Source organism: Olsenella sp. An270 (assembly GCF_002159735.1).
In the GTDB taxonomy this organism is placed as follows: Bacteria; Actinomycetota; Coriobacteriia; order Coriobacteriales; family Atopobiaceae; genus Thermophilibacter.
In genome coordinates, this window is sequence record NZ_NFJF01000005.1 from 129,871 (window position 1) to 151,614 (window position 21,744).

A 21,744-nucleotide genomic window follows, 5' to 3' on the forward strand; every position below is an offset into this window, starting at 1 on the left:
GGAAGCGGGCGCGCGCTTAGGCCGGCGCATGGTCGCGCGGTTCTTCTCGTCCCGTGCGGCCATTATACGGGCGGCATGCGAGAGTTTTCCACATTGGGGCCTCCGGCACGTTCTTCTCGGCATGAGACGCTTTGGAACACGGGGCAACGCTTCGCGCGGAGCGCCGGGAGGTTATCGACAAGTTCTCGCTGGAATGTGCAAAACCGCTGGTGGCGGTGCATGCGCGGGCGTTCTTCTCGCCTATGTCGCCTGTGGCGTAATTCAGTTGACTACTGAATCTCGGACGTTCTTCTCGACCTTTGTGACGAGCGGGTTCAATGGGCGTGTTCGGACGAGGCGGGAGGTGGGCCCATGGGCGTGAACGAGGACGAGTACTGGGTGCCGGAGCATGTGAGGGAGTGGCTGAGGTCGCTCGGGTTCTCGCTGCCGCTGGAGGACATGGAGCCGCACATACGGGCGTGGGACCGGTGGATGCGGGCGCTCGGGGACTTCTACGACTACCGGGACACGGACGGCGTGGGGCGGGTGTACGAGGTGCATCGGCGGTCCATCCACCCGGCGATGCGCGTGTGCCGGGAGTGGGGGTCGCTGCTGCTCAACGACAAGACGCAGGTGGCGTGCGACTCGGCGGAGTGCACGGCGTGGCTCGCGCGGTTCCTCTTCGAGACAGGGTTTCTCCCCATGGCGCAGGAGTGCGTGGTGAGGGCCTTCGGGCTGGGGACCGGGGCGCTGGCGCTCTGGGTGGACGCTGGCTCGCGCGAGGTTCGCGTGCGCCGCTATGACGCGCGCATGGTGGTGCCGCTCACGTGGGACGCGGAGGGCGTGACCGAGTGCGCCCTCGTGACGCGGGCGCACTGGCGCGGGCAGGCGCTCGACCAGGTGCAGCTGCACCTGCGCGGGGGCCTCTCGGGCGATGGTTCTTCTCGCCCTGATGGGGGCACGTACAGCATCGTGACGGCGTGCTTCGACCGCGACGGCAACCGGGTGGAGCCCGAGGGGGTGTGCCCGGTCTACGAGACGGGGTCTACGTGGCCGACCTTCTCGCTTGTTAAGCCGGCCATAGACAACACGCGGGTGGACATGAGCCCCTACGGGCAGAGCGTGTTCGCGGACGCGGTGGACGCGATCCAGGCGGTGGACCTCGCCTTCGACGCGATGATCTCCGAGGTGGACAACGGCAAGATGAGAATCTTCCTCTCCGACGTGATGTTCGACGCCGAGCGCGACGGCAGGGGCGGGCGCGTCTCGATCCCCTTCGGCAGGGCGGACTGCACCGTCTTCCGCAAGGTCATGAGCACGGAGGACACGATCACGGAGTTCGCGCCGACGCTGCGCACGGAGGCGCAGGAGCGGGCGTTCAGGTGCGCCCTGCAGATGCTCGGAGACCTGTGCGGGCTCGGGACGAGGTACTTCGACCTCGACAGCGCGGGATACGTGAAGACCGCGACCGAGGTGTCGGCGGACAACTCGGCGCTGATGCGCAACATCCGCCGGCACGAGCACGCCCTGGAGGGCGCGATCGCGGGCATCTGCCGCGCTCTGCTCGCGGTGGAGCGGCGACTCGGCGCGGAGCTGCCGGACGAGGGCTCTGTGCGGGTGACGTTCGACGACAGCATCATCACGGACACGGGCGCGGAGAAGCGCCAGGACATGGACGAGGTCGCTGCCGGCCTTATGGAGCCGTGGGAGTACCGCCGCAAGTGGCACGGCGAGGACGAGGCGACCGCGCGCAGGAGGTCGGCCCCCGCCGCGCGTGCGGGCACCGCCGACGACGGGCGCGGGCGGGCCGAGTTACGCAGCGCCGGCCCCGCCGCCGCTCCGTCGCGCGCCGCCGGGCGGGCGTGACGGCGGCGTGCGCGCCCGTGTTGCCGGGGCAGGCCGCGCGAGAGCGAAGGGAGCGGCTGAGCCCCCTGGCGAGGGCAGACCGCGCAGCGGGCTGGCCCGAGCCGGTGGCGAAGACGCGACCGGAGCGGGGCGCGGCCGTGAGGTGGACTCCCCGCGCGCATGGCGGCGGCACGGGCGCCCCGTGCGCGCGACGGAGCGGCGGCGGGGCCGGCGCGGAGGGGCCGAGGTTGGCAGCGCCTGGCGGCGGCGGTGCCGGGTGCGCGGCGGGGGCATGCCCCTCGTCCTTCTCGCCGTCTTTGTCGTCGGTCTTATCGACAAGTTCTTATCTATTGTTGAAAACAAAGCGCTGTTCAGGTGTAGTGTTGTGTAGTGTTTTGCTACCGCCTGGGGCTCTTTGGATGACGCGTGCGGACGAGCAGTTGCCCGGCTCCTATCGCGGAAATACAATCCATGGCGAGCGCCCTGCTCCGGGCGGGCGCGCCCGTCACCATGGAGGTTGCCATGCCAAGAAAGGTGCTCAGAACCCGGGAGGAGCTCGACTCGATTCTCTCGGCGGCGGGGCTCGAGCTCGCGGAGGAATACGACTCGCAGCGCAGCTATCCCAAGAACGCCTGGCTGCTCACCAGATGCAAGACGTGCGGAACCGTCGCCGACTACCGCCTGAGGTACGTGACGGACAAGGCCGGGATCGCGGGCGAGCCTGTCTGCAGGGCGTGCTACTGGCGCGAGTGGCTCAGGTCCGATCGTTTCCCCTCGCCGGGTGCATGTCCTGACGAGCCCTCCGCCCGCGCCTTGGCGGGGGCCCATGGGCTCAACCTCGTCGAGCTGCTCGAGCCCGGCCTGGCGCACGAGGCGCTCCTCCTCGTGCGGTGCAGGACGTGCGGCAGGCAGTTCGTCGTCCGGGAGCGCGACGTGCCCTTCGGGTGCAGCTGCCAGAGCCACCCGAGCACATCGTCCCACTACGCCCCGCCCGTGACGCGCGAGGTGACGGAGCCGGAGCCCACGCACGTGCAGAGGACGTTCCTCACGCGCGACCAGGGAAGGGTCACCCCGGTCTCCGAGGTCCCCGAGCTCATGGAGGCGTGGGACGACGAGCGGGACCCGAGGGAGACGATGGTCTGCCCGTCCGGGTGGTGGGCAATGGCGCCCGGCGACGGGCAGTATCGCTTCAGGTGCGCCAACGGGCACAGAACCTACGCCTACCCATACACCTACCTGCAGAACGGCTGCCCGGCCTGCCGGGGGAACGCGACGAAGGGCACCGGACTCTACCTCGCCGACACCGCCCCCGAGCTCGCCGCCGAGTGGTCCCCCGAAAGGAACGGCAGGTGGACGCCGGAGAATGTCAGACAGAGCAGCAAGAGGTCGGTGTGGTGGAGGTGCCTCGCGTGCGGGCACGAGTGGGAGGCGTCGCCCCGCGACAGGTCGAAGCGCGACGGCCAGCTGTGCCCGTCCTGCGGGAAGATCCAGGGCTCGCTCGCGTGGACGTACCCAAGGCTCGCCGAGCAGTGGGACGCATCGAATCCCGTGTCCCCCTGGAGGGTGCGGCCGCACTCCAAGCTCGACTTCGTCCCCCTGTGGGACTGCCCGGAGAACCCCTCGCACAGATGGAGGGCGGAGATCTCCTCCCGGGTCGCCGGCGCGGAGTGCCCAGAGTGCGTGGGCACGGGGAAGTCCCGCGTGGAGCTGCGACATTTCGAGGCGGCCCGGAGGCTGCTGGGCGACGCAAGGTCGGGGGCGAGGTATGACGACCCGGGCTTCACAAACAGGTGGAGCATCGACATCTCGCTTCGCTACCGGGGCCGCATGGTCGCCATCGAGTACGACGGCGCACACTGGCACCTCGGCAAGGAGGACGTCGACAAGCGAAAGAGCGAGGAGCTGCTCGGCGCGGGGTTTGTGGTGGTGAGGATCCGCGAGGACGGGCTCCCCTCGCTCGGGATAGCGTCGGGGGACTACGCAGAGGTATGCGCAGACGGCTCGGCCCCCGATCCGGAGGGCGTCATCGAGCGCGTCAAAGAGAGGCTCGACGCCATCATCGCGAGCTGAGCCCCGCCCTGCCCGCCGCCACCCCGGGGCGCCGCCACCGCCGTCCGCTGCCCGTCGAGGGTCGTCCGCAGCCCGCCCGCCTCCGCTCCGTTGCGCGCGCGGCTCGGGCCCGCCCCGCCCCACGCGCGAAAGTCCACCTCACGGCCGCGACGCACGCTCCGGCTGTGTATTGCGCCGCGGCTCGCGCCAGCCGGCTCCGCCCTCGCATCGCACCCGGCTCGGTCCGGCCGGCTGCGCCGTCCGCCCCTCGCGGCGGGCGCATGCTTCGGGCTGCGCCGTCTGTCGCTCGCACCGCGCGCATACACAGCCTCCGCGTGCGGCGCGGCCTGATGCTGGGGAACCTTCGCGTGGGGCGGGTCGGTCCCTCGCGGCGGCGCGCACTCCGCTACGGCGTTCGGGCTGCTGCGCTCACGCACTCGTCCGCTACCGGCGATGTCAGCGCCCCGGGGTGGCGGCGGGCAAAACTCGACCAAGGCCGGCTTGCGGGCGGGAGACCCGGTCGGCAACGGCAGCCGTGCGGGTCTTCCTCGTCGGAGATGGTGGCGAGCTGGCGTTCTTCTCGTTCTTCTCGGTTGAGCCTTCCTTGAGTTTCTGTCCCCTTGGCACACTACAATCTCTAGGCACTCTGGAGATTGGGAGACGGACCCCTTTCGAGCGCATCGCTGTGTCAGAATAAGGACACTCTGACCTAGATTCGTTCCGTGAGGTATGTAACATGCAGCTTGAGGCATCTGAGATACGCGCCAAGAGGGTCGAGCTCGGCCTGACGCAGAAGGAGTTCGCCGCGGCGCTCGGCATGGGCCCGAACGGGGAGCGCACCGTCCGGCGCTGGGAGGCGGGCGAGACCGCCCCGAGCGCGGTCGAGTCCGCCTTCGTCTCCTCCCTCGGCCACTCCGCGCCCTTTGACCAGGGCGACCGCGAGGACGCGCCCTTCACCTACGTTGACCTCTTCGCCGGCATCGGCGGCATCCGGATGCCCTTCCAGGAGCTCGGGGGGCGCTGCGTGTTCTCCTGCGAGTGGGACAGGTTCGCCCAGAAGACGTACCGCATGAACTACGGGGAGACGCCGGCCGGCGACATCCGAGAGGTCGCCGCCGACGACATCCCCGACTTCGACGTCCTGCTCGCGGGCTTCCCCTGCCAGCCGTTCTCGCTCGCCGGCGTATCCAAGAAGCGCTCGCTCGGGCGCGCGACCGGCTTCGAGGACGAGACGCAGGGCACCCTCTTCTTCGAGGTCGCCCGCATCATCGACGTGAAGCGGCCGAAGGCGTTTTTGCTCGAGAACGTCAAGAACCTCACGAGCCACGACCGGGGGAACACCTTCCGCGTGATCATGCACGTGCTCAGGGACGAGCTCGGCTACGACGTCCACTGGAAGGTTCTGGACTCGCGCCACTGGACCTGCCAGCACCGGGAGCGGATCTACATCGTCGGCTTCTCCGAGCCGACCGACTTCGACTGGGACGACCTCGAGGTGCCCGACGAGGAGCACACCTGCGCGGAGATCCTCGAGGACGACGTGGACGACCGCTACGTGCTCTCCGATAAGCTCTGGGACTACCTGAGGGCGTACAAGGCCAAGCACGAGGCGAAGGGCAACGGCTTCGGCTACAGCGTGGTCGGGCCCGGCGACACCACGCGCACGCTCTCCGCCAGGTATCATAAGGACGGGAGCGAGATCCTCGTGTCGCGCGGCGAGGGCGAGAACCCAAGGAAGCTCACCCCCAGGGAGTGCGCGAGGCTCCAGGGGTTCCCCGACGAGTTCATCATCCCCGTCTCCGACACGCAGGCGTACCACCAGTTTGGGAACTCGGTCACCGTGCCCGTGATCCGCTCGGTGGCCAGGCTGATGATGGGGGCGATGCGGGATGGACTACGGGGCGCTTAACAGCTACTTCGACGGTGCGGTCGCGAAGACCCTGGCGGCGGTGGACATAAGCCCCGCCAAGAGCAACCAGCACGAGTTCAACGGGACGGGGTCGTTGCGCGCCCTTTTCGGCGACGACGACATCAAGGGGATGCGCACCACCTTCGCCTACCTCGACGACGGCGCCGACCCCGTCTTCGACCACGGCTTCACGACGTGGTACGACGCCCGCAGGAGGCACCCGACCCGGACCGAGTACCGCCTCTACTACAACGACAACGAGTGCATCGCCGCCGCGCGCCCGGGAGACCTCATGGTGATCGCCATCTCGGACGCGGGCGAGGTCCTCGTCGCCTTCGCGAGGGCCGGGACCACAGCGGAGGCGCAGCTGCGCTGGCTGTTCGGCGTCGGCGACGCCGCCGACACCGGCTTCAGGCCCGCGCCGACCGACACGCTGCGCATCGACGCCATGGCGGCGAGGATCCTCGAGTCCATCGGAATCGAGGTCGGCATCCCCAGCGCCGCCGACGCCTACCTCGACGGCCTCGTCGAGCGCTTCGGGGACTCCTTCCCGAGGGGCGCCGACTTCAGCGCGTACTCGACGTCGACCCTCGGCGAGCTCGACTGGGCGGGCGACCCCGACGGCTCGCTCGTAGCCTGCTACGAACGGGAAGAGCTGCTCTTCCGCGTGTTCGAGCGGCACATCCTAGAGCGCGACCTCGCGCCGTTCCTAGGTTCGCAGCTCGACGTGGACGGCGTGCTCCGCACCACCATGTCCGCCTTCCAGCGCAGGAAGTCCCGCGCCGGGACGGCCTTCGAGAACCAGCTCTCCATGCTCTTCGACGCCCGCGGGATTCGCTACTCCGCGCAGAGGTACACCGAGGGGAAGTCGAAGCCGGACTTCGTTTTCCCCTCCATCGAGGACTACCACGACCCCGAGTTCCCCGTCGCCCGGCTCACCGTGCTCGGCGCGAAGACCACCATCAAGGAGCGCTGGAGGCAGGTGCTCGACGAGGCTGACCGCGTCGAGGACAAGCACCTCGTTACGCTCGAGCCGGCCGTGAGCTCCGACTATACGAGGGCCATGCGAAAGGACCGCCTCCAGCTCGTGGTGCCGCGCCCGATATTCCCGACCTACACGCCCGCTCAGCAGGAGTGGCTGATGGACGTCGCGGGGTTCTGTGAGATGGTGGAGGCAAGACAGGGAGGCAGGTGAGGACGTTGCCGATAAGCCCGATTGAAAGGGGTATTTTCATCTCCCTTTTCAACAGAGGAGGCGCTGTCCTAGACCTTACGATAAGCGACTTCGACAGTTTGACTTTTCGATGTGTAGGCATCCCCCTGTGCAAGCACTATGAGAAGTCAAAAGGCAAATCTCTCATCGCCTTTCTAGATAGCTGCTCAGACGAGGATGCTCTGAAACTTCTGAATGAGTTGATGGACTACTACGAGCTTCACTATGAGAGCGAGTACACGGAACCCGGGTCAAAAGCCGATTGTCTGTACAGCTTCCGGCGTTATTCGGAAGAATACGCTCGTCTCTATCACAAAGCATGCGAGATCCTCAATAGGGAGAACGCAGGATACAACCCCTTTGAGGAGCCATCCGAATATCTTAAGGAGCAGTTCTCTTCCGACTATATGAGCTCGCAGATCGACTCCCTCATGAGGATGCGCGAGGAGAACCCGACCGATGCTATCGGGAAGGCAAAGGAGCTCGTGGAAAGCTGCTGCAGGACGATTCTGAAGGAGACAGGCGTCGGAGAAACCAAAGACTGGAGCATGAACGAGCTGATAAAAGCCACGAAGCAGAAGCTCGACATTGATACCGAGAGCGTCTCCGACAGTCTTCCAGAGGCGGCGACGGTCAGGAAGATCCTCGGGAGCCTGTCCGGACTCGTCGGGGGGATAGCTGAGTATCGGAACAGCTGGGGCACCGGCCATGGGAAGGCAGCCGACTTCGAGCCCCTGTTCGTTCGGCACGCCAAGCTCGCCGTCGGGTCCAGCATCACGCTCACTGAGTATCTCTGGGACACGTACCTTTGGAGGAAGGAGACAGGGAGACTGAAGTAGTGCGTTGTCTTACGGCAACTCAGCAGCCGAACTGTATTTTCGCCCTCAGTTTGATTGTTCGAGACGTGACCTATCTCTCTGGGTTGGCAAGCAGCCGAACTTGGTCCCGGCTGGATAGCTTGGCAAAATCCTCCCCCAACCACACCCCCGACTCACCCGGCCCGAGCACGAGCGGCATGCGGTCGTGGACGGGGGCGACGCTGGCGTTGGGCTCCGTGGTGACGACGGAGAACCTGCCGTCGAGCTGGACCGCGGCGAGCAGGAACGCGCGGGCGCCGGGGAGGCGGAAGCGGTACTGGCGCCTCACGGGCCTGCCCGTCCGATCGCTGGGGACGGTCTCCGTTCGGTGGGACTCGTAGAAGGCGCGGACCGGAACGAGGCAGCGGCCGTCGCGTATGGCCTTCGCCCACATGCCCCGGCGCCCGAGCCGGAGCTGGTCGAGGGCGGTCTCGATGCGGGTGTTGAAGACTGCGTGTGGCCTGCCGTCGAGCGGGAAGCCCCACTCGAGCATGGCGACCTCGAGGGCGCCAGTCTTGCTTGGAACGTAGACGGGCACCCTCGCGCCGGGCCGCGCGTCGCGGGTGGGGTCAGGCGCCTCTATGTAGCGGATGGCGTGGCCGCCGCCGATGCCGCGCGCGGCGAGCACGGACTGTGCCTCGTCCTCCGTGAGCGGGCTTATCCTCACGCACATGCCGGGCCTCCCTCATTTCGTTCGCGTGCACCTTCCTTGCCCGCCCTGGGAACGGGAAGCATCTTGTCCAGGGTCATGAGCGGGAGGTCGAGGGCAAACTCCGGGCAATCTCCCCACTTCCGGGAAGCCATGGGGGTTATGTCGCACCCCAGGTAGGGTGGGATGAAGTCAGAGGCATCCACGTCCACCAGAGTGAACCCGACCGGGAAGGTCGCGACGTGGGCAAGGGTGACGCTCCCTCCATTCGCATAGTACAGGACCATCCATCCGGTAGTGATCATCACCGAGTCTGAATCGGGGACCGCGAACATGTAGAGCCGATACCTGCTCGGGAAGTCGTTGCTCTCCTTGTCGAGCAGGAACTCCCTGCAGTCGAGCATGGTCCCATAAGGCGTCGTGGAGCAGAAGTTACTGACGGCGTGCTTGAAGAAGGCGAGCACGTTCACGTTGCCGCCGCTCAGATGGATGGAGGGCGCGTCATCTGCTGGGGGATGCTGGACAAAGTGGGCGCCGAGCTCCCGCATGCACCCCGTGTACTCCCTGACGTAGTGCGTTCCGAAGTAGCTGTTGCAGCTGCCGCAGAGGGCTTGGACCCCGATTCCCCTGCGCATCTTCGTGAACCTCACCCCGTCCTTTGCGGAGGCGTCGAAGACGCCCGCCCTCTTGATGATGTCGACGCCCCTGTACGACCTAGCGCCCTGGTTGTTCCCCATGCTTCTTGGAGGGATGTGCTCGAAGGACAAGGGGCCCTCCCTCCCGCACACGTGGCAACGATCCGACTTCTCTGGCATTGTTTCCCTCCTTGGCTTATCACCATTATCCCCGCTCGCGGGGTCTTTGTGACACGCCCATAGCCTGTACCCATCGTTTGGGTGCGGGCTTCCTTCATGCCCGCCCGAGGAGAAAGGCGGGCCTTTCATGGACGGCGAGAACGATGGCGCGGCCGCGCAGGTGCAGGTCGAGGGTCAGCAGGCGGCGACGGGCGACCAGGCGGCGCAGGCGCCGGCGGCGGCCCGGGCGGAGCCGGGAGAAGGCGCGCTCGAGCGGGCGCGCGCGGACTACGAGGCGGCGCTTGCGGAGCGCGATGAGAGGATCGCCGAGCTCGAGGGCGAGATCGCCGAGGCGGCGAAGACCGCCGAGAGCGCCGACAAGCTCCGGGCCGAGATGGACGAGCTGCGCCGCAAGGGCGACGAGGAGCGCGTGGGATTCGAGCTTCAAATCGCCGGGGCGAGAAACGTCAAGGCGGCGCGAGCGCTTCTCGCCGACCACGACAACGACATAGAGAAGCTGAGGGCGGCGGAGCCGTGGCTCTTCTCGGCATCCCCCGCCTCGGCGCAGGCGGGGGCGACGGGGCTGCCGAACGCGGGCGCGGCCACCGACGAGGGCGCGCGGATGAGGCGCTGGCGAAAGATCGCCGGCATCGACGACGAGGAGGAATAGGACATGGCGAACTCCATCGCATATACGAAGAACTACACGTCCGTCCTAGACGAGGTCTACAAGCGCGCGGCGTGCTCGACGTGCCTGAACTCGCCGCGCCGCATGGCGCGCGCCGGGCGCAACGCCAAGGAGATCATGGTCCCGAAGATCGAGGTGTCCGGCCTCGGGGACTACACCCGCAACGTGGGCTACAAGACGGGCTCGATCACCTACGAGTTCGAGACGAAGACGTTCAACTACGACCGCGGCATCAAGCTGCTCGCGGACGTGATGGACGTCGAGGAGGCGGGCGTGCTCGACTGCTTCGTGGCGGCGGGCTCGGAGCTCCAGCGCACGCAGGTGGCGCCGGAGGCCGACGCCTTCACCTTCTCCGAGATCGCGGGGCACGAGGGGGTGACGCCCGCCGAGGAGGACTTCGCCGACGCCGAGGCCGAGGACGTGCTGGCGAGCCTGCGCGCCGCGACGAACGCGATGGACGAGGCGGAGGTCACGACCGGGAGCCGCATCCTGTTCATCACGCCGACGCTCAAGGGCGTGCTGGACGACTTCTCTCTCGCGAACCCCGCGCGCTCCAACCGCGTGCTCGAGCGCTTCAGCCGCATCGTCGAGGTGCCGCAGACGCGCTTCTGGTCCGCGATCGAGCTCAACTCCGGCGAGGAGGACCAGTTCGGGTACTCGCGCGCCGAGGGCAGCTACGTGAAGACCGGGGACACGAGCCTCACGCCCGGCAAGACGTACTACACGGAGAGCTCCGGCACCTACACCAAGGTGACGAGCCCGAGCGCCGGGAGCCTGAGCAACTACTACGAGCTCGTGGGCGCGGGCGCGCCGATCAACTTCATGGTGGTGGAGCGCTCGGCGGTGATCAAGTTCGACAAGCACGTGGCGAGCCGCGTGTTCAGCCCGGACGAGCTGGAGAACCTGGACAGCTACATGATGAAGTACCGCAAGTACGGCATCGTGGAGCTGCTGGACAACAAGCTGGACGGCGTGCACGTCTCCTGCGCGCCGCTGGCGTGAGCGAGGGGCTGACGGGCGCCGCCGGCTGCGGCCCCGCGCCCGTCCCCTACGGCTTCTACCTCGACGGGTACGGCGGGGCGCTCACGGCGGAGGCCCTCGCGGAGGCGCTGCCGGCGGCGGTGCGCTGCGTTTGCGGCCTGACTGGACGACGCGCGCCCGACCCCCGCTGGGACGAGGACTTGGCGGACGCGTGGCGGCGCGCGGTGTGCGCGGCGGCCGACGCCTTCGCCGAGTACGGCGAGGGGCGCGTGGGCGGCTTCTCGATAGGGTCCTTCTCCGTGACGAACTACCGCGACGAGGGCACGACGGGTGCCGAGGTGGCGCGCGAGGCCGCGCTCGCGGAGCTGGCGGGGACGGGGCTTGCGTTCGCGGGGGTGAGGTAGGTGCGCTACCTGAGGCCGATACCGAGGCGGCTGCTGCCCGACGACATGCTGGTCTACCTCCCCGCCGAGGGCGGCGGGCGCAGCGAGGGCCGCCTGGTGCGGCACGTGCGCTTCGAGCGAACGGAGGAGGTCGTCTCCGACGCGCACCGCTCGGCCGACGCGGGACACGGGACGGTGCTCGTGGACGCGGTGAACTCCGAGGGCGCCCTCGAGGTACCCGCCGGGTCGCGCGTGCTCGTGGGCGCCGGGCCGTCGATGCTCGTCAAGGCGTGCAGGAGGTGCTGCGTGGTGCGCGGCCAGGTGCACCACTGGGAGCTGGAGGTGGGCTGATGGCTTGCTCCGAGCCCCTCGGCGCGCACGTGCCGACCGACTGGGACGCCGAGGGCGGCGGGGTCGCCGGCGCGGTGGCCACGCTGCTGCGGGCGCTGGGCTACGGCAACGCGTTCTGCTCGCCGCCGCCGGCGCGGGTGTGCTGCGAGCCGATCGTGCTGACCCAGGGCGCCTTCGAGCGCGACGCGCGGCTCGCGGACGGAGCGGAGCGCGGGCGGGTGCCCGTGGGCGTGCTCGTGTGCTGCGAGGACCCGCGCGACTCCGAGGCGACCTGCCGCGCGGTGGAGCGCGACCTGCGGCGGGACTCCTGGGAGGGCTCCGGCGAGGGCTGGCGCTGCAGGGTGGCGGCAGTGGACTCCGGGGGCTCGGCGCCGAGGGGCCGCGACGGCTCCGGGCGGTGGCTCTGGGGGTTCACGCTGATTCTGACGGTGGTGATCGACTTTGGCGGACAGGGTTAGGGCCGGGCGCGGCGTGGACGGCCACGACGTGGTGCGCAGGAGCAACCCGCTGCAGCGTGGGGCTCAGGGAGCGCGCGAGCAGCGGGCGGGCTCGGCGGAGACCGACCGCATGGGGCGCGAGCAGCAGCGGCGCGCGACGGCCTACGGGCGGGCGCGGGGGCGGCTGTGAGCTCCGTCGTCTACAACGGGCACGACCTCTCCGGGTACGTGACGGCCGAGCTGGTGGAGCCGGCGGGGCACGCTCTTGAGCCGCGCGCGCTCGCGGTGCCGGGGCGGCCGGGCGCGGCGCTCTTGGGCTGCGAGCTTCCGCCGAGGGTGCTGCGGGTGCGGCTGTTCCTCGACGCGGGGATCGCGCTGACGGCCGAGGGGCGCTCCGAGGTCCGGCACGAGCTGTACGGGTGGCTCGTGGCGCCGCGGGGCGCCGAGCTCGAGCTGCCCGGGGAGCCGGGGCTCTCGTGGCGCGACGTCGTGGTGACGGACGCCTCCGACTGGGACTCGCTCTTCGAGGACGGATCCTGCGAGCTGGCGTTCACGTGCTTCGACCCGGTGGCCTACGGGGAGGGGAAGTCGAGCGCGGCGGGCACCCTCACCGTGGGCGGCACGTGGGCGACGTGGCCGGTGGTGACGCTGACGGCGAGCGCGGGGTCGTCGGTGAAGGTGGCGAACGAACTGGGGCGCTACGTGCTCGTGGAGCGCGAGTTCGCGGCCGGGGACGAGGTGGTGATGGACTTCGCATCCGAGGCCGTCACCGTTGACGGCGTGGACGCGGCGTCAGGCGTCGCGGTGGAGAGCACGTTCTTCTCGCTCGAACCCGGCGCGCACGTGCTGACGTTCTCCGGGTGCTCGGCGCACACGGTGGCGTGGGTGGAGAGGTGGCTCTGATGGTGCCGACGCTCTACCTCTTCGACCGCTTCGACGAGCGGCTGGGGATCCTGCCTACGGTGGGCGGGATCACGCACGTCGAGGAGGTCGGCGGCGAGGACACGATCGAATTCGACTGCGCGCTCGTCCCCGAGAAGGGCGAGCGGTTGCTGTGGCGCGACCCGACGGACGGCGTCTGGCGCGAGCACGTGGTGGTGCGCACCGACGAGCCGCTGGGCGGGCCCGCGCACGTGTACGCGGAGTCGTCGCTCTGCGAGCTCCTGGGCGACTTCGTCGAGGAGATCCAGCTCGTGGGCAAGACGGCGCAGCAGGCGCTCTCCTCCGTACTGGGGGTCACGCGCTGGACCGCGGGCGAGGTGGGCGCCGGCGTCGCGGCGCGCGGGTGCCTGCTCTACCACGTGAACGCCCTCGCGGCGCTGCGCCGCGTCGAGGAGGTGTGGGGCGGCGAGGCCGAGGCCGTGATCGCCGTGGCCGACGGGCGCGTGGGGTCGCGCACGGTCAACCTGCCCGCGCGGCGGGGCGCGTGGCGCGGGGCGCGCTTCTCCTACGGCAAGACGCTCGCGGCGTGCACGCGCACGGTGCTCGAGGACGAGGTCTTCACGGCGCTCTACGGCTACGGCAAGGGCCTCCCCATCTACGACGAGACGGGGGCGCCCACGGGCGGGTTCACGCGGCGGCTGACCTTCGGCTCCGTGAACGGGGGCGCGAACTGGGTGGGAGACGACGACGCGCGCCTGGTGTGGGGGCGCCCCGACGGCGCGGGCGGGAGGGCGCACCGCTTCGGGCACGTGGTGTTCCCGGACTGCGAGGACGCCGCCGAGCTCAAGGCGCTGACCGAGGCTGCGCTCGCGGCGGCGTGCGAGCCGCGCGTCTCCTACGAGGTGGACGTCGCGGCCGTTGACGGCGGCGCGGGCGTGCGGCTGGGCGACGACGTGGCGGTGATCGACTCGTCGCGCTCGCCCGAGTGGCACCTGCGCGCCCGCTGCGTGCGGCGCGTGCGCGAGCTCGGCGAGGGCAAACCCGTTGTGCGTCTCACGCTGGGCACGGTCGAGCGCACGACGTGGGCGGCCTCGACAGACGTGGCCGCGCGCGTGACGGCGGTCGAGGAGACGGCTGCTGCCGCCTCCGACACGGTGGCGTCCTACGAGGACCTGGGCGAGAGGGAGTTCTGACATGGTTGACGAGAGCACGTTCCCGCTGGACGGCGACGGGCTGCGCGAGGTCGTCTGGGACGAGTGCGACGCGCCCTTCGCGGGGCCGTTCGTCGCCTCGCCCGCCGACGCGGAGGGGCGCGGGATCGCGCTCTCGGTGACGCGCGGCGGAGAGGCGGTGGACCTCACGGGCGCCTCGCTCTATCTCCTGTGGCGCCACCGCGAGCTGCGCGTGCGCGGCTGCGAGCCCCTCGAGGAGGTGGACGCCGAGACGGGCAAGTTCCGCGTGTTCTGGCCCGCCGCGATGGCGCGCGCCGAGGGCACCGTCGATGCCCAGGTCATGGTCTCCTGGGACGAGCGGGCGCTCTCCTCGCTCTCCTTCACGGTGCTGGTGGGGCCGGCGCTGACCGGCGGCGAGGGAGGGGGCTCCGACGGCTACTCGATGTTCCTCGAGGCGCTGAAGAAGTTCGAGGACGCGGACGGCGTCATCGCCGACGCCGTGGCCAAGGCGCAGGAGGCCGTGGAGACGGCCCAGGGCGCGGTGGCCACGGCGGGACAGGCGGTCGAGGCGGCGCAGGGGGCGTCCGGCGCGGTCGCCGCCGCCAACGCGGCAGCCGCCGCGGCGACGCAGGCGAAGGACGAGCTGCTCGCGGCCGCCGAGCGCGGCGACTTCGACGGGGCGGACGGCCTGCCGGGAGCCGACGGAGAGGACGGCGCGCAGGGCGCGGACGGGGCCGACGGCGTGAGCCCGACCGCGAAGGTCGAGCAGACCGAGGCGGGCGCGGTGGTGACGGTCACCGACGCTGTGGGCACCACCACCGCCACCCTCTCGCACGGACCCAAGGGTGACAAGGGCGATGACGGGGAGAAGGGCGACAAGGGTGACCCGTTTACGTACGAGGACTTCACCTCGACGCAGCTGGAGGCGCTCCGAGGCCCCAAGGGCGACAAGATGACGTTCGACGACCTGACCGAGGAGCAGGTCGAGGCCCTTCGTGGCGAGAAGGGGGACAAGGGCGACCCGTTCACCTACGGGGACTTCACCGCCGAGCAGCTCGAGTCGCTTCGCGGCCCGCAGGGGATCCAGGGCCCGCCGGGCGCGGACGGCGCCGACGGCGAGAAGGGCGACAAGGGGGACCCGTTCACGTACGGGGACTTCACGCCGGCGCAGCTGGAGGCGCTGCGCGGCCCGCAGGGCTTGCAGGGGCCTCCGGGCGAAGATGGCGAGGACGGGCAGGACGGCGCGCCGGGCGCGGACGGCGTCAGCTGCACGCACTCGTGGTCCGGCTCCGTGCTCACGGTGACGAGCGCGAGCGGCACGAGCTCGGCGAACCTGCGAGGCCCGAAGGGCGACGCCTTCACCTACGCGGACTTCACCGCCGAGCAGCTCGAGGCCCTGCGCGGTGCGGACGGCTCCGACGGCGCGCCGGGCGCGGACGGTCAGGACGGCGCCCCCGGCTCTGATGGGCAGGACGGCGCGGACGCCGAGATCACGGGGGCGACCGCCACGGTGGACGCCTCCACGGGAACGCCGTCGGTGACCGTGACGCTCGGCGGCACGCCGGGGGCGCGCACGTTCGCCTTCGCCTTCTCCGGCCTCAAGGGCGAGGTCGGCGAGCAGGGGCCGCAGGGCGCGCCCGGGCAGGACGGCGAGGACGGCGCGCCCGGCGCCACGCCCGACCTCTCGGCATACGCGACGAAGCAGTACGTCGACCAGGCGATCGCCGCCCTGGACGACCTGAGCGAGGTGGAGTTCTGATGGCCGTGGGGACGATTCAGAGGAGCGTGCTCACCGACATCGCGAACGCCATCCGCGCCCAGAACGGCGGCACGGGCACCTACCTGCCCTCGGAGATGGCGGCGGCGGTGCTCGCGCTCGACGGCACCAGGGCGGGGGCGCCTCTCCAGGCGACGCCGGGTGCTGGCACGGGCGTGATCTCGGACTCTGTGTTCGACGGCATCGCCGGCGCGATCCGAGCGCAGAACGGGCTCTCCGAGACGTACACGCCGGGCGAGATGGCGCCGGCGATACTCGCGCTCTCCTGGGACGTGGGCGTGAAGATGCGCGCGATCCTGCTCGCGGACGGCACACTCGAGTTCAACTACCGCGACGGACGCTCCTCCGACGTGCCCGGTGCGGTCATCCTGGACGCCTGGGAGGTGGACCCGGAGGGCTACTCGTCGGCCGGCGCCCGCCCCTGGGACGACGTGAAGCTCTCCGTGACGCGCGTCGTGTTCGACGGCGACTTCTCCGAGGGCGGGCTCGCCAACGCGAGCTACCTCTTCCACGGGTTCGAGAACCTCGTGGAGGTGGAGGGCTTCGAGGAGCTCTCCGGCGCGACCAGCATGAACCAGATGTTCGTGAGCTGCGCCTCGCTCGAGACGATCTGGGCGGACGGGTTCACCTCGTCCGCCGCGAGCGGGTCGCTCATGTTCAGCGGCTGCAGCAGGCTCGTGGGCGGCCAGGGCTACGTGCCGGGGCAGATGGACAACCACGCGGAGCTCAACTACGGGGCGGACGGCGTGCTGACCGACCCCGCGAGCGACCAGCGCGAGTGGTTCCGCTGCTTCCTCTACGCCGACGGCGGGCTCGTGCTGACGGCCGCGGCCGAGCCCGAGGCGGGGCGGGAGCTCGTGTCGTCGGGGCGCCTGTGCGCGAACGCCCGGTACAACTCCGTCGGCTACCAGCCATGGTACGACCACCGGCACGACGTGGAGGCGGTGGAGATCGCCGCCGACATGGCGGCCTACGACCACGTGAACACGAACTACTGGTTCTACGGGCACCAGGAGATCGCCAGCGTGACGGGGATGGGGAACCTCAGCGGCGTGCGCGAGATGCAGCACACCTTCAACAGCTGCGTGGGGCTCACCGAGATCGACCTGTCCGGGCTCGACCCGTCCTCGCTCGAGGACCTCGCCTACACCTTCGGCGGGTGCGGGTCGCTCGTGACGATCTGGGCGGACGCCGACTGGGCGCTGCCGGCGTCCGGCGTCTCCGGCTTCCAGACGTTCTACCAGTGCTCCTCGCTCGTGGGAGGGGCGGGAACGACCTACTCGAGCTCGCGCGCGGGCTATCAGTACATGAGGATCGACGGCGTGGGCGGCGCCGGCTACCTCACCGCGAAGAGCTCTTGACAAGCACCCCTCCGGCGCGTGCGGCGCCTGCGCCGCATGTGCCGGAGGGGTGGACGCGCCGCCGGATAGCCCTCGGGACGAACCCGCCGTGCGGGCGGCGCGAGAGGCGGGACATTGCCGCGATTATGTGCCGAGACTTACTCTGAAAAACGACAGCACTTATCCCGTATAGCTCCTGTTTACCAGCTTGCCGCCCACATACGCAAGTTCATGAGCACTCTCCGAGATATATTTTGCTACGGAGTGCCACTCTCTTTTGAACTTGAAGAACAACTCGCCGTCTATTCTTTTGATCGGGCAAGTGTATGATCCTGTTCCTGCTGCGATCCGACACCATTCGCAGGCTTTGTTGACCATCATCACTATCATGCTTCCTCGCTCTCCCCTCCTGTATCCTCTTCTCCTTCTTCTGGCTCGGGTGCATCCTCTTCTTGCTCAACCGCTGGCTCCTCGACAGTCGTTCTCTCTGCCTGCATTTCGTAGGCGTGTATCCCGTTTACGAGTTCCGCTTTCGCCTCATTTGCCAGGGCCTTCTTCTTGCTGTACTGCCCGTAGATTAAGGCTGCTCCTGCGAAGAGGGACCCGGCCACAAGGGCGCCTATTCCCGCCCCCTCAATCCTTCCTTGTCCGCGCGCGTTCTTCTCAAGCGTGCTTAGCAGGAGGTCGGGCCCACCCGCCTCCTTGGCCATGTGCGAAAGATCTGCGTAATCCCAAGACATGCATGCTCCTTTCTCAGTTCTCAAGCTCCTCAATCTCTTTGCGGCGCTCTTCAGTCAGCTCAAGAGTTTCAATGAAACCGCTCATTGCCTCTGCTATGTAAGTCTCAGCAACATGGAGCCGTTCGAGTGACCGCTCATCCATCCGTGCCAGCATGCTCGGCGGCGTCATCCCACCTTCTTTGTAGAACTTGCCGAGTATGTAGAACGTGACATAGGGGTCGTCCTCGTTTGCGTTCTCAGCCGCGGAGTACGCAGCGGCCACGGCGGCGTTCGCCTCTTCTGACCTTGCGGGGATTCCCCGCGCCTCTAGGTCTAATAGCGCAATGAGCATTTGATTTACGATGTAAGCGAACGGCCCGAACTCCTTCGATTCCTCGATTATCTGGGCCATTCTCTCGTCCAGCTCGGACATGCCGGCATCAGCCATGCGGCTGTTCGCGCTCTCCGCCCACTTGAAGTAGTTGACAAGCTCCCTCTCCCCCTCGTCCCCTTCATCCGCCAAGATCCAGGCGTACTCGGGATGACGAAGCAGGGCGTGCATGGCCTCTCCCGTATTCGGGCCGGACCCATTCCCGATGAGCTTCCTCACTTCCTTGGCGAGGAACAGGCGCTCCCTGCCCTTGCGCAGCTGCGTCTCGAGCTCTGAGATTCTGCAATCGAGAGACTCCCGCACATCGAACCCTGGCGCAGCAAGCGCTTCCCTGACCTCCTTTGTTGTGTATCCAAGGTCCTTAAACAGCTTGATGAGAAAGAGGGTAGTGAGGTCATCCTCAGAGAAGAGCATGTATCCAGCCTCGCTCCTTTCCGGCGAGATCAGGCCCCACTCCACATAACGCTGCAGAGTCCTCTTTTTTATCCCGGTCAGCTTGCTGACCTCCCCAGTTTTTATCATCTCCTTCACCTCCATCTTGAGCATAAACTGCGACGTAGTGTCGCAGTCAAGCGACTTTTTCGAAATCGTCCAAATATATCTTTGTGAACTCCTTTGTGAAGCGACGGAAGGCTACGCTTCGCAACATATCCGCAGCTAGACATGCTCGTTTGTGACCGCGTCGGACACTTCTCCCAGAGGGCGGGGCGTTCCCGCTCGAGGGAGGAGGCGCGCATGGAGTCGGTCGTCGCGGCGCTCGTGACGGGGGTGCTCACCCTCGCCGGGGTGCTCGTGTCCAACTCGCGCAGCCGCGCGGTCATGGAGGTCAAGATCGACAACCTGACGCGGCAGGTCGAGAGGCACAACTGCCTCGTCGAGCGCACCTACGCCCTGGAGCAGGACGTCGCCGTCGTGAAGGCGGAGATCGAGAACATGCGGAAGGGGCAATGATGGAGGCTTTCCTGACATCCAACGAGTGGCCGTGGCGCCTGGCGCGGACCATCGTGCAGGGCGTGCTCGGCGTGGTCGTGGCCAACGTGGACATGCTCGTGGGCTGCGCCGTGCTGGCGCCGGAGTGGCGCGCGGTAGTGGTGGCGCTCGTGATGGCCGTGCTGTCGCCGGTGATGGCGGAGCTCGGCGCGGCGCTGCCGTCGGGCGGTGGTTCCGATGAGTGACGGGCGCGAATACGCGAGCGAGGAGGAGCGCTGGGAGGCGCTGCGCGGCGAGGGCGTCGAGGCTGCCGCGCCGGACGGCTGGGAGCCCGACGAGGGCGAGGACGGCGGCTTCGAGGAGGTCGCCGATGGCGTATAGCATCCTCTTCAAGCAGTGCGGGAGTGACCACATGACGCGCGGGCGCTCGCGCGCGATCGACCGCATCGTGGTGCACTTCACGGCGACGCTCGCCTCCGCGCGCAACAACGCGACGTACTTCGCGCGGAACGAGGGCCAGGGCGCGAGCGCCCACTACTTCGTCGACGACATCACGCCCGAGATCTACCAGAGCGTTGCCGAGGGCGACACCGCCTGGCACGCCGGCGACTGGCAGATGAACTGCCGCGCGATCGGCATCGAGGTCGTCTCGGCAGGCGAGGACTTCAGCGCGACCGAGGTCGAGAAGCTGGGCTGGCTCGTGAGGAAGCTCATGGCCAAGTACGGCATCGGCGCCTCCGGGGTCATCCGCCACTACGACGTGACGGGGAAGCTCTGCCCCGCGCCCTACGTGGCAGCGTCCAAGTGGGCTGCGCTGAAGGCGCGCATCACGGGCGGGGGCTCCTCCGGCGGGACGACTGCGGTTGCCCCGGAGGGCACGGTCGCGGAGCTCGCGCGGCGCGTCATCGCCGGGGAGTTCGGAAACGGGGACGCGCGCCGCGCGGCACTGGGGAGCCGCTACCCGGAGGTGCAGGCGGAGGTGAACCGCATCCTTGCGGGCGGCTCCGGCGGGGGCGCGGCACAGTCGCCGGCGGCCGACGACGTGGACGACCTCGCGCGCCGGGTGATCGCGGGCGAGTTCGGAAACGGGGCGGCGCGCAAGGCGGCGCTGGGCGACCGCTACGCGGAGGTCCAGGCGCGCGTGAACGAGATGCTGGGCGCCGGGGGCTCCGGCGGGTCGTCCGGCGGCGCGGACGTCGACGCGCTGGCGCGCGCCGTCATCCGCGGCGACTACGGTAACGGCACCGAGCGCAAGCGCCGCCTGGGGAGTCTCTACGACGCCGTGCAGGCTCGCGTGAACGAGATCCTGTCGTGACGCGGGAGGACGCCCGCTGGGGCGTGGGCGTGGTGCTCTCGGTGGTGCTTCTCGTCGTCGCGCTGCCGCTCGTGCCGCTGCTCTGGCTCGCGGGCAGGCTAGATCCGTAGCGTTCCGTCGCTTCACGAAGGTCTACACAAGGAGAGGCCCTCGTCCCTGGGATGGGACGAGGGCCTCCGTCGCTACTGCCTCCGTCGCTACCGCCTCCGTCGCTACCGCCTCCGGCGCGGGCCGTCTCTGAGCGTCGGGAAGTCGCGGTGCCTGGGGCCGTCCACGAGCACCTCGTACCACCACTCGCGGCTTCGTGGCCCGTCCGCCGCGAGGTCGTCGATCAGGCGGGTCTGGGTAACCTCGTCGAGTTCCGCGAACTCGTCGCGCATCGCGTTCTCGATGGCGGAGGAGCTCGCGATCATGTCGTGTAGGATCTGCTTCTTCTCCTCGATGGTGAAGCTCTCGGGCGAGATGTCCATGAGCTCTGCCATGAAGTAGGCGTGGTCCTCGGCGTCCTCGAGTGCCTTCCAGTCGGTCATGTCTGTGCTCCATTTCTCTCATGTAGTGAGTTTTCCCCTTATCTGGGGTGGTACGAATTGCGGTACGAATAAACCCGCTCGGAGCGTTTCACGCCGTTGCGAAGTGTTATTCGGACTTCAATACGACACCTATAACTACCTGCGAGAATGTTGCATTCTGTTACCCGCTGTTCCGAACTGGGGTGCGTCTCCTAATTAGCTCGGAGCTAATGAACCGCAGCGGCGCGCTCCCCATACTGTGAGGCGCAGCAAACCCAACCGGAAGGAGCCCTCATGGCAGACAGCAAGCCCACCTCGGCCGCGGCGATCGTCGGACTGGTCCTGGGAATCCTCGCGATCGTGACCTCGTGGATCCCCATCGTCAACAACCTCTCGTTCATGATCGGCGCCATCGGCCTGGTCTTCTCGATCGTGGGCGTCGTCGGCACCGTGCGCGGGACCAAGGGTGGCAAGGGCCTCGCGATCGCGGCGCTCGTCGTGAACGTCCTCTCGCTCGTGGTCGTGCTCGGCCTGCAGAGCGCGTGGAGCGCCGCCCTGTCGTAGCGCGCCCCCG

25 protein-coding genes are annotated in these 21,744 nt (G+C 68.5%); 20 read left to right on the plus strand and 5 right to left on the minus strand.

Translation table 11 applies throughout. The features are described 5' to 3' along the window. The first annotated feature begins 351 nt into the window (after nucleotides 1-351). The 5 genes from B5F73_RS06910 (at nucleotide 352) to B5F73_RS06935 (ending at nucleotide 7,834) form a co-directional block, all read left to right on the plus strand. Nucleotides 352-1,845, plus strand: coding sequence for a hypothetical protein (locus B5F73_RS06910; protein WP_239379828.1), 1,494 nt, complete (start codon nucleotides 352-354; stop codon nucleotides 1,843-1,845). Nucleotides 1,846-2,346: 501 nt separating this feature from the next. Continuing rightward, nucleotides 2,347-3,894 (plus strand): zinc-ribbon domain-containing protein, encoded by a 1,548-nt coding sequence (locus B5F73_RS06920; RefSeq protein WP_158094779.1) that lies wholly within the window; start codon nucleotides 2,347-2,349, stop codon nucleotides 3,892-3,894. Nucleotides 3,895-4,609: 715 nt separating this feature from the next. Beyond that, on the plus strand, nucleotides 4,610-5,782 hold the full coding sequence (gene dcm / locus B5F73_RS06925; protein WP_087227520.1) for a DNA (cytosine-5-)-methyltransferase: 1,173 nt from the start codon (nucleotides 4,610-4,612) through the stop codon (nucleotides 5,780-5,782). Then, entirely contained in the window at nucleotides 5,763-6,977 is a 1,215-nt protein-coding gene (locus tag B5F73_RS06930; RefSeq protein WP_087227521.1) for a type II restriction endonuclease, read from the plus strand. Before dcm ends, B5F73_RS06930 begins: the two co-directional genes overlap by 20 nt. Further along, nucleotides 6,974-7,834, plus strand: a complete 861-nt coding sequence (locus tag B5F73_RS06935) for an abortive infection family protein (RefSeq protein WP_087227522.1) — start codon at nucleotides 6,974-6,976, stop codon at nucleotides 7,832-7,834. Before B5F73_RS06930 ends, B5F73_RS06935 begins: the two co-directional genes overlap by 4 nt. A gap of 70 nt (nucleotides 7,835-7,904) precedes the next feature. On the opposite strand, the gene B5F73_RS06940 is transcribed toward B5F73_RS06935, so the two are convergent. Further along, entirely contained in the window at nucleotides 7,905-8,525 is a 621-nt protein-coding gene (locus tag B5F73_RS06940; protein WP_087227523.1) for an SOS response-associated peptidase family protein, read from the minus strand. Continuing rightward, nucleotides 8,516-9,316, minus strand: coding sequence for a hypothetical protein (locus B5F73_RS06945; RefSeq protein WP_087227524.1), 801 nt, complete (start codon nucleotides 9,314-9,316; stop codon nucleotides 8,516-8,518). Before B5F73_RS06945 ends, B5F73_RS06940 begins: the two co-directional genes overlap by 10 nt. A 127-nt stretch (nucleotides 9,317-9,443) precedes the next feature. On the opposite strand from B5F73_RS06945, the gene B5F73_RS09395 reads away from it, so the two are divergent. Genes B5F73_RS09395 through B5F73_RS06990 form a run of 10 tightly spaced genes read left to right on the plus strand, consistent with a single transcriptional unit; the run spans nucleotide 9,444 to nucleotide 17,327 of the window. Further along, the gene (locus B5F73_RS09395; RefSeq protein WP_087227525.1) at nucleotides 9,444-9,965 is read left to right on the plus strand and encodes a hypothetical protein; all 522 of its coding nucleotides are present in this window, start codon (nucleotides 9,444-9,446) and stop codon (nucleotides 9,963-9,965) included. 3 nt (nucleotides 9,966-9,968) lie between these two features. Next, the gene (locus B5F73_RS06955) at nucleotides 9,969-10,985 is read left to right on the plus strand and encodes a hypothetical protein (RefSeq protein WP_087227526.1); all 1,017 of its coding nucleotides are present in this window, start codon (nucleotides 9,969-9,971) and stop codon (nucleotides 10,983-10,985) included. After that, nucleotides 10,982-11,368: a hypothetical protein gene (locus B5F73_RS06960; RefSeq protein WP_239379829.1), complete on the plus strand. Its 387-nt coding sequence runs from the start codon at nucleotides 10,982-10,984 to the stop codon at nucleotides 11,366-11,368. Before B5F73_RS06955 ends, B5F73_RS06960 begins: the two co-directional genes overlap by 4 nt. After that, nucleotides 11,369-11,698 (plus strand): putative minor capsid protein, encoded by a 330-nt coding sequence (locus B5F73_RS06965; RefSeq protein ID WP_087227527.1) that lies wholly within the window; start codon nucleotides 11,369-11,371, stop codon nucleotides 11,696-11,698. It abuts the gene before it with no gap. Continuing rightward, on the plus strand, nucleotides 11,698-12,156 hold the full coding sequence (locus tag B5F73_RS06970; RefSeq protein ID WP_087227528.1) for a hypothetical protein: 459 nt from the start codon (nucleotides 11,698-11,700) through the stop codon (nucleotides 12,154-12,156). Before B5F73_RS06965 ends, B5F73_RS06970 begins: the two co-directional genes overlap by 1 nt. Beyond that, nucleotides 12,140-12,325 (plus strand): hypothetical protein, encoded by a 186-nt coding sequence (locus B5F73_RS09310; RefSeq protein WP_143803159.1) that lies wholly within the window; start codon nucleotides 12,140-12,142, stop codon nucleotides 12,323-12,325. Before B5F73_RS06970 ends, B5F73_RS09310 begins: the two co-directional genes overlap by 17 nt. Continuing rightward, nucleotides 12,322-13,038: a phage tail domain-containing protein gene (locus B5F73_RS06975; protein ID WP_239379830.1), complete on the plus strand. Its 717-nt coding sequence runs from the start codon at nucleotides 12,322-12,324 to the stop codon at nucleotides 13,036-13,038. Before B5F73_RS09310 ends, B5F73_RS06975 begins: the two co-directional genes overlap by 4 nt. Further along, on the plus strand, nucleotides 13,038-14,210 hold the full coding sequence (locus B5F73_RS06980; protein ID WP_239379831.1) for a phage tail spike protein: 1,173 nt from the start codon (nucleotides 13,038-13,040) through the stop codon (nucleotides 14,208-14,210). The genes B5F73_RS06975 and B5F73_RS06980 overlap by 1 nt, the downstream gene beginning before the upstream one ends. Before the next feature lies 1 nt (nucleotide 14,211). After that, nucleotides 14,212-15,948, plus strand: coding sequence for a collagen-like protein (locus tag B5F73_RS06985; protein ID WP_087227530.1), 1,737 nt, complete (start codon nucleotides 14,212-14,214; stop codon nucleotides 15,946-15,948). After that, nucleotides 15,948-17,327 carry a hypothetical protein gene (locus B5F73_RS06990; RefSeq protein WP_087227531.1) on the plus strand — a complete coding sequence of 460 codons (1,380 nt, stop codon included), beginning with the start codon at nucleotides 15,948-15,950 and terminating at the stop codon, nucleotides 17,325-17,327. Before B5F73_RS06985 ends, B5F73_RS06990 begins: the two co-directional genes overlap by 1 nt. A gap of 365 nt (nucleotides 17,328-17,692) precedes the next feature. Here the strand turns inward: B5F73_RS06990 and B5F73_RS06995 are convergent, their stop codons facing one another. Next, on the minus strand, nucleotides 17,693-18,046 hold the full coding sequence (locus B5F73_RS06995; RefSeq protein ID WP_087227532.1) for a hypothetical protein: 354 nt from the start codon (nucleotides 18,044-18,046) through the stop codon (nucleotides 17,693-17,695). Nucleotides 18,047-18,059: 13 nt separating this feature from the next. After that, nucleotides 18,060-18,962 (minus strand): MerR family transcriptional regulator, encoded by a 903-nt coding sequence (locus B5F73_RS07000; RefSeq protein ID WP_087227533.1) that lies wholly within the window; start codon nucleotides 18,960-18,962, stop codon nucleotides 18,060-18,062. A 189-nt stretch (nucleotides 18,963-19,151) separates the two neighbouring features. Between B5F73_RS07000 and B5F73_RS07005 the strand changes: the two genes are divergently transcribed. The 4 genes from B5F73_RS07005 to B5F73_RS07015 are packed head-to-tail and all read left to right on the plus strand — an operon-like array spanning nucleotide 19,152 to nucleotide 20,661. Then, entirely contained in the window at nucleotides 19,152-19,367 is a 216-nt protein-coding gene (locus B5F73_RS07005; RefSeq protein WP_087227534.1) for a hypothetical protein, read from the plus strand. Continuing rightward, nucleotides 19,364-19,591 (plus strand): hypothetical protein, encoded by a 228-nt coding sequence (locus B5F73_RS07010; RefSeq protein ID WP_204206284.1) that lies wholly within the window; start codon nucleotides 19,364-19,366, stop codon nucleotides 19,589-19,591. The genes B5F73_RS07005 and B5F73_RS07010 overlap by 4 nt, the downstream gene beginning before the upstream one ends. After that, complete coding sequence (locus B5F73_RS09400) at nucleotides 19,584-19,727, plus strand: hypothetical protein (RefSeq protein ID WP_158094780.1); 144 nt, start codon at nucleotides 19,584-19,586, stop codon at nucleotides 19,725-19,727. The genes B5F73_RS07010 and B5F73_RS09400 overlap by 8 nt, the downstream gene beginning before the upstream one ends. Next, a complete protein-coding gene (locus B5F73_RS07015; protein WP_087220826.1) occupies nucleotides 19,717-20,661 on the plus strand; it encodes an N-acetylmuramoyl-L-alanine amidase in 945 nt (314 codons plus the stop codon). Before B5F73_RS09400 ends, B5F73_RS07015 begins: the two co-directional genes overlap by 11 nt. A gap of 212 nt (nucleotides 20,662-20,873) precedes the next feature. Here the strand turns inward: B5F73_RS07015 and B5F73_RS07020 are convergent, their stop codons facing one another. Continuing rightward, a complete protein-coding gene (locus tag B5F73_RS07020) occupies nucleotides 20,874-21,191 on the minus strand; it encodes a hypothetical protein (protein WP_087220823.1) in 318 nt (105 codons plus the stop codon). Nucleotides 21,192-21,464: 273 nt separating this feature from the next. Here B5F73_RS07020 and B5F73_RS07025 point away from each other — a divergent pair, with 273 nt between their 5' ends. Continuing rightward, nucleotides 21,465-21,734, plus strand: a complete 270-nt coding sequence (locus tag B5F73_RS07025; RefSeq protein ID WP_087227535.1) for a hypothetical protein — start codon at nucleotides 21,465-21,467, stop codon at nucleotides 21,732-21,734. Nucleotides 21,735-21,744 lie beyond the last annotated feature (10 nt).

What these genes read in the sequence shown, in the direction of transcription:
- B5F73_RS06910 (WP_239379828.1), top strand. Translation starts at nt 352, where the DNA reads ATGGGCGTGAACGAGGACGAGTACTGGGTGCCGGAGCATGTGAGGGAG.
- B5F73_RS06920 (WP_158094779.1), top strand. Translation starts at nt 2,347, where the DNA reads ATGCCAAGAAAGGTGCTCAGAACCCGGGAGGAGCTCGACTCGATTCTC.
- dcm (WP_087227520.1), top strand. Translation starts at nt 4,610, where the DNA reads ATGCAGCTTGAGGCATCTGAGATACGCGCCAAGAGGGTCGAGCTCGGC.
- B5F73_RS06930 (WP_087227521.1), top strand. Translation starts at nt 5,763, where the DNA reads ATGGACTACGGGGCGCTTAACAGCTACTTCGACGGTGCGGTCGCGAAG.
- B5F73_RS06940 (WP_087227523.1), bottom strand. Translation starts at nt 8,525, where the DNA reads ATGTGCGTGAGGATAAGCCCGCTCACGGAGGACGAGGCACAGTCCGTG.
- B5F73_RS06945 (WP_087227524.1), bottom strand. Translation starts at nt 9,316, where the DNA reads ATGCCAGAGAAGTCGGATCGTTGCCACGTGTGCGGGAGGGAGGGCCCC.
- B5F73_RS09395 (WP_087227525.1), top strand. Translation starts at nt 9,444, where the DNA reads ATGGACGGCGAGAACGATGGCGCGGCCGCGCAGGTGCAGGTCGAGGGT.
- B5F73_RS06955 (WP_087227526.1), top strand. Translation starts at nt 9,969, where the DNA reads ATGGCGAACTCCATCGCATATACGAAGAACTACACGTCCGTCCTAGAC.
- B5F73_RS06970 (WP_087227528.1), top strand. Translation starts at nt 11,698, where the DNA reads ATGGCTTGCTCCGAGCCCCTCGGCGCGCACGTGCCGACCGACTGGGAC.
- B5F73_RS06980 (WP_239379831.1), top strand. Translation starts at nt 13,038, where the DNA reads ATGGTGCCGACGCTCTACCTCTTCGACCGCTTCGACGAGCGGCTGGGG.
- B5F73_RS06985 (WP_087227530.1), top strand. Translation starts at nt 14,212, where the DNA reads ATGGTTGACGAGAGCACGTTCCCGCTGGACGGCGACGGGCTGCGCGAG.
- B5F73_RS06990 (WP_087227531.1), top strand. Translation starts at nt 15,948, where the DNA reads ATGGCCGTGGGGACGATTCAGAGGAGCGTGCTCACCGACATCGCGAAC.
- B5F73_RS06995 (WP_087227532.1), bottom strand. Translation starts at nt 18,046, where the DNA reads ATGTCTTGGGATTACGCAGATCTTTCGCACATGGCCAAGGAGGCGGGT.
- B5F73_RS07000 (WP_087227533.1), bottom strand. Translation starts at nt 18,962, where the DNA reads ATGCTCAAGATGGAGGTGAAGGAGATGATAAAAACTGGGGAGGTCAGC.
- B5F73_RS07005 (WP_087227534.1), top strand. Translation starts at nt 19,152, where the DNA reads ATGGAGTCGGTCGTCGCGGCGCTCGTGACGGGGGTGCTCACCCTCGCC.
- B5F73_RS07010 (WP_204206284.1), top strand. Translation starts at nt 19,364, where the DNA reads ATGATGGAGGCTTTCCTGACATCCAACGAGTGGCCGTGGCGCCTGGCG.
- B5F73_RS09400 (WP_158094780.1), top strand. Translation starts at nt 19,584, where the DNA reads ATGAGTGACGGGCGCGAATACGCGAGCGAGGAGGAGCGCTGGGAGGCG.
- B5F73_RS07015 (WP_087220826.1), top strand. Translation starts at nt 19,717, where the DNA reads ATGGCGTATAGCATCCTCTTCAAGCAGTGCGGGAGTGACCACATGACG.
- B5F73_RS07020 (WP_087220823.1), bottom strand. Translation starts at nt 21,191, where the DNA reads ATGACCGACTGGAAGGCACTCGAGGACGCCGAGGACCACGCCTACTTC.
- B5F73_RS07025 (WP_087227535.1), top strand. Translation starts at nt 21,465, where the DNA reads ATGGCAGACAGCAAGCCCACCTCGGCCGCGGCGATCGTCGGACTGGTC.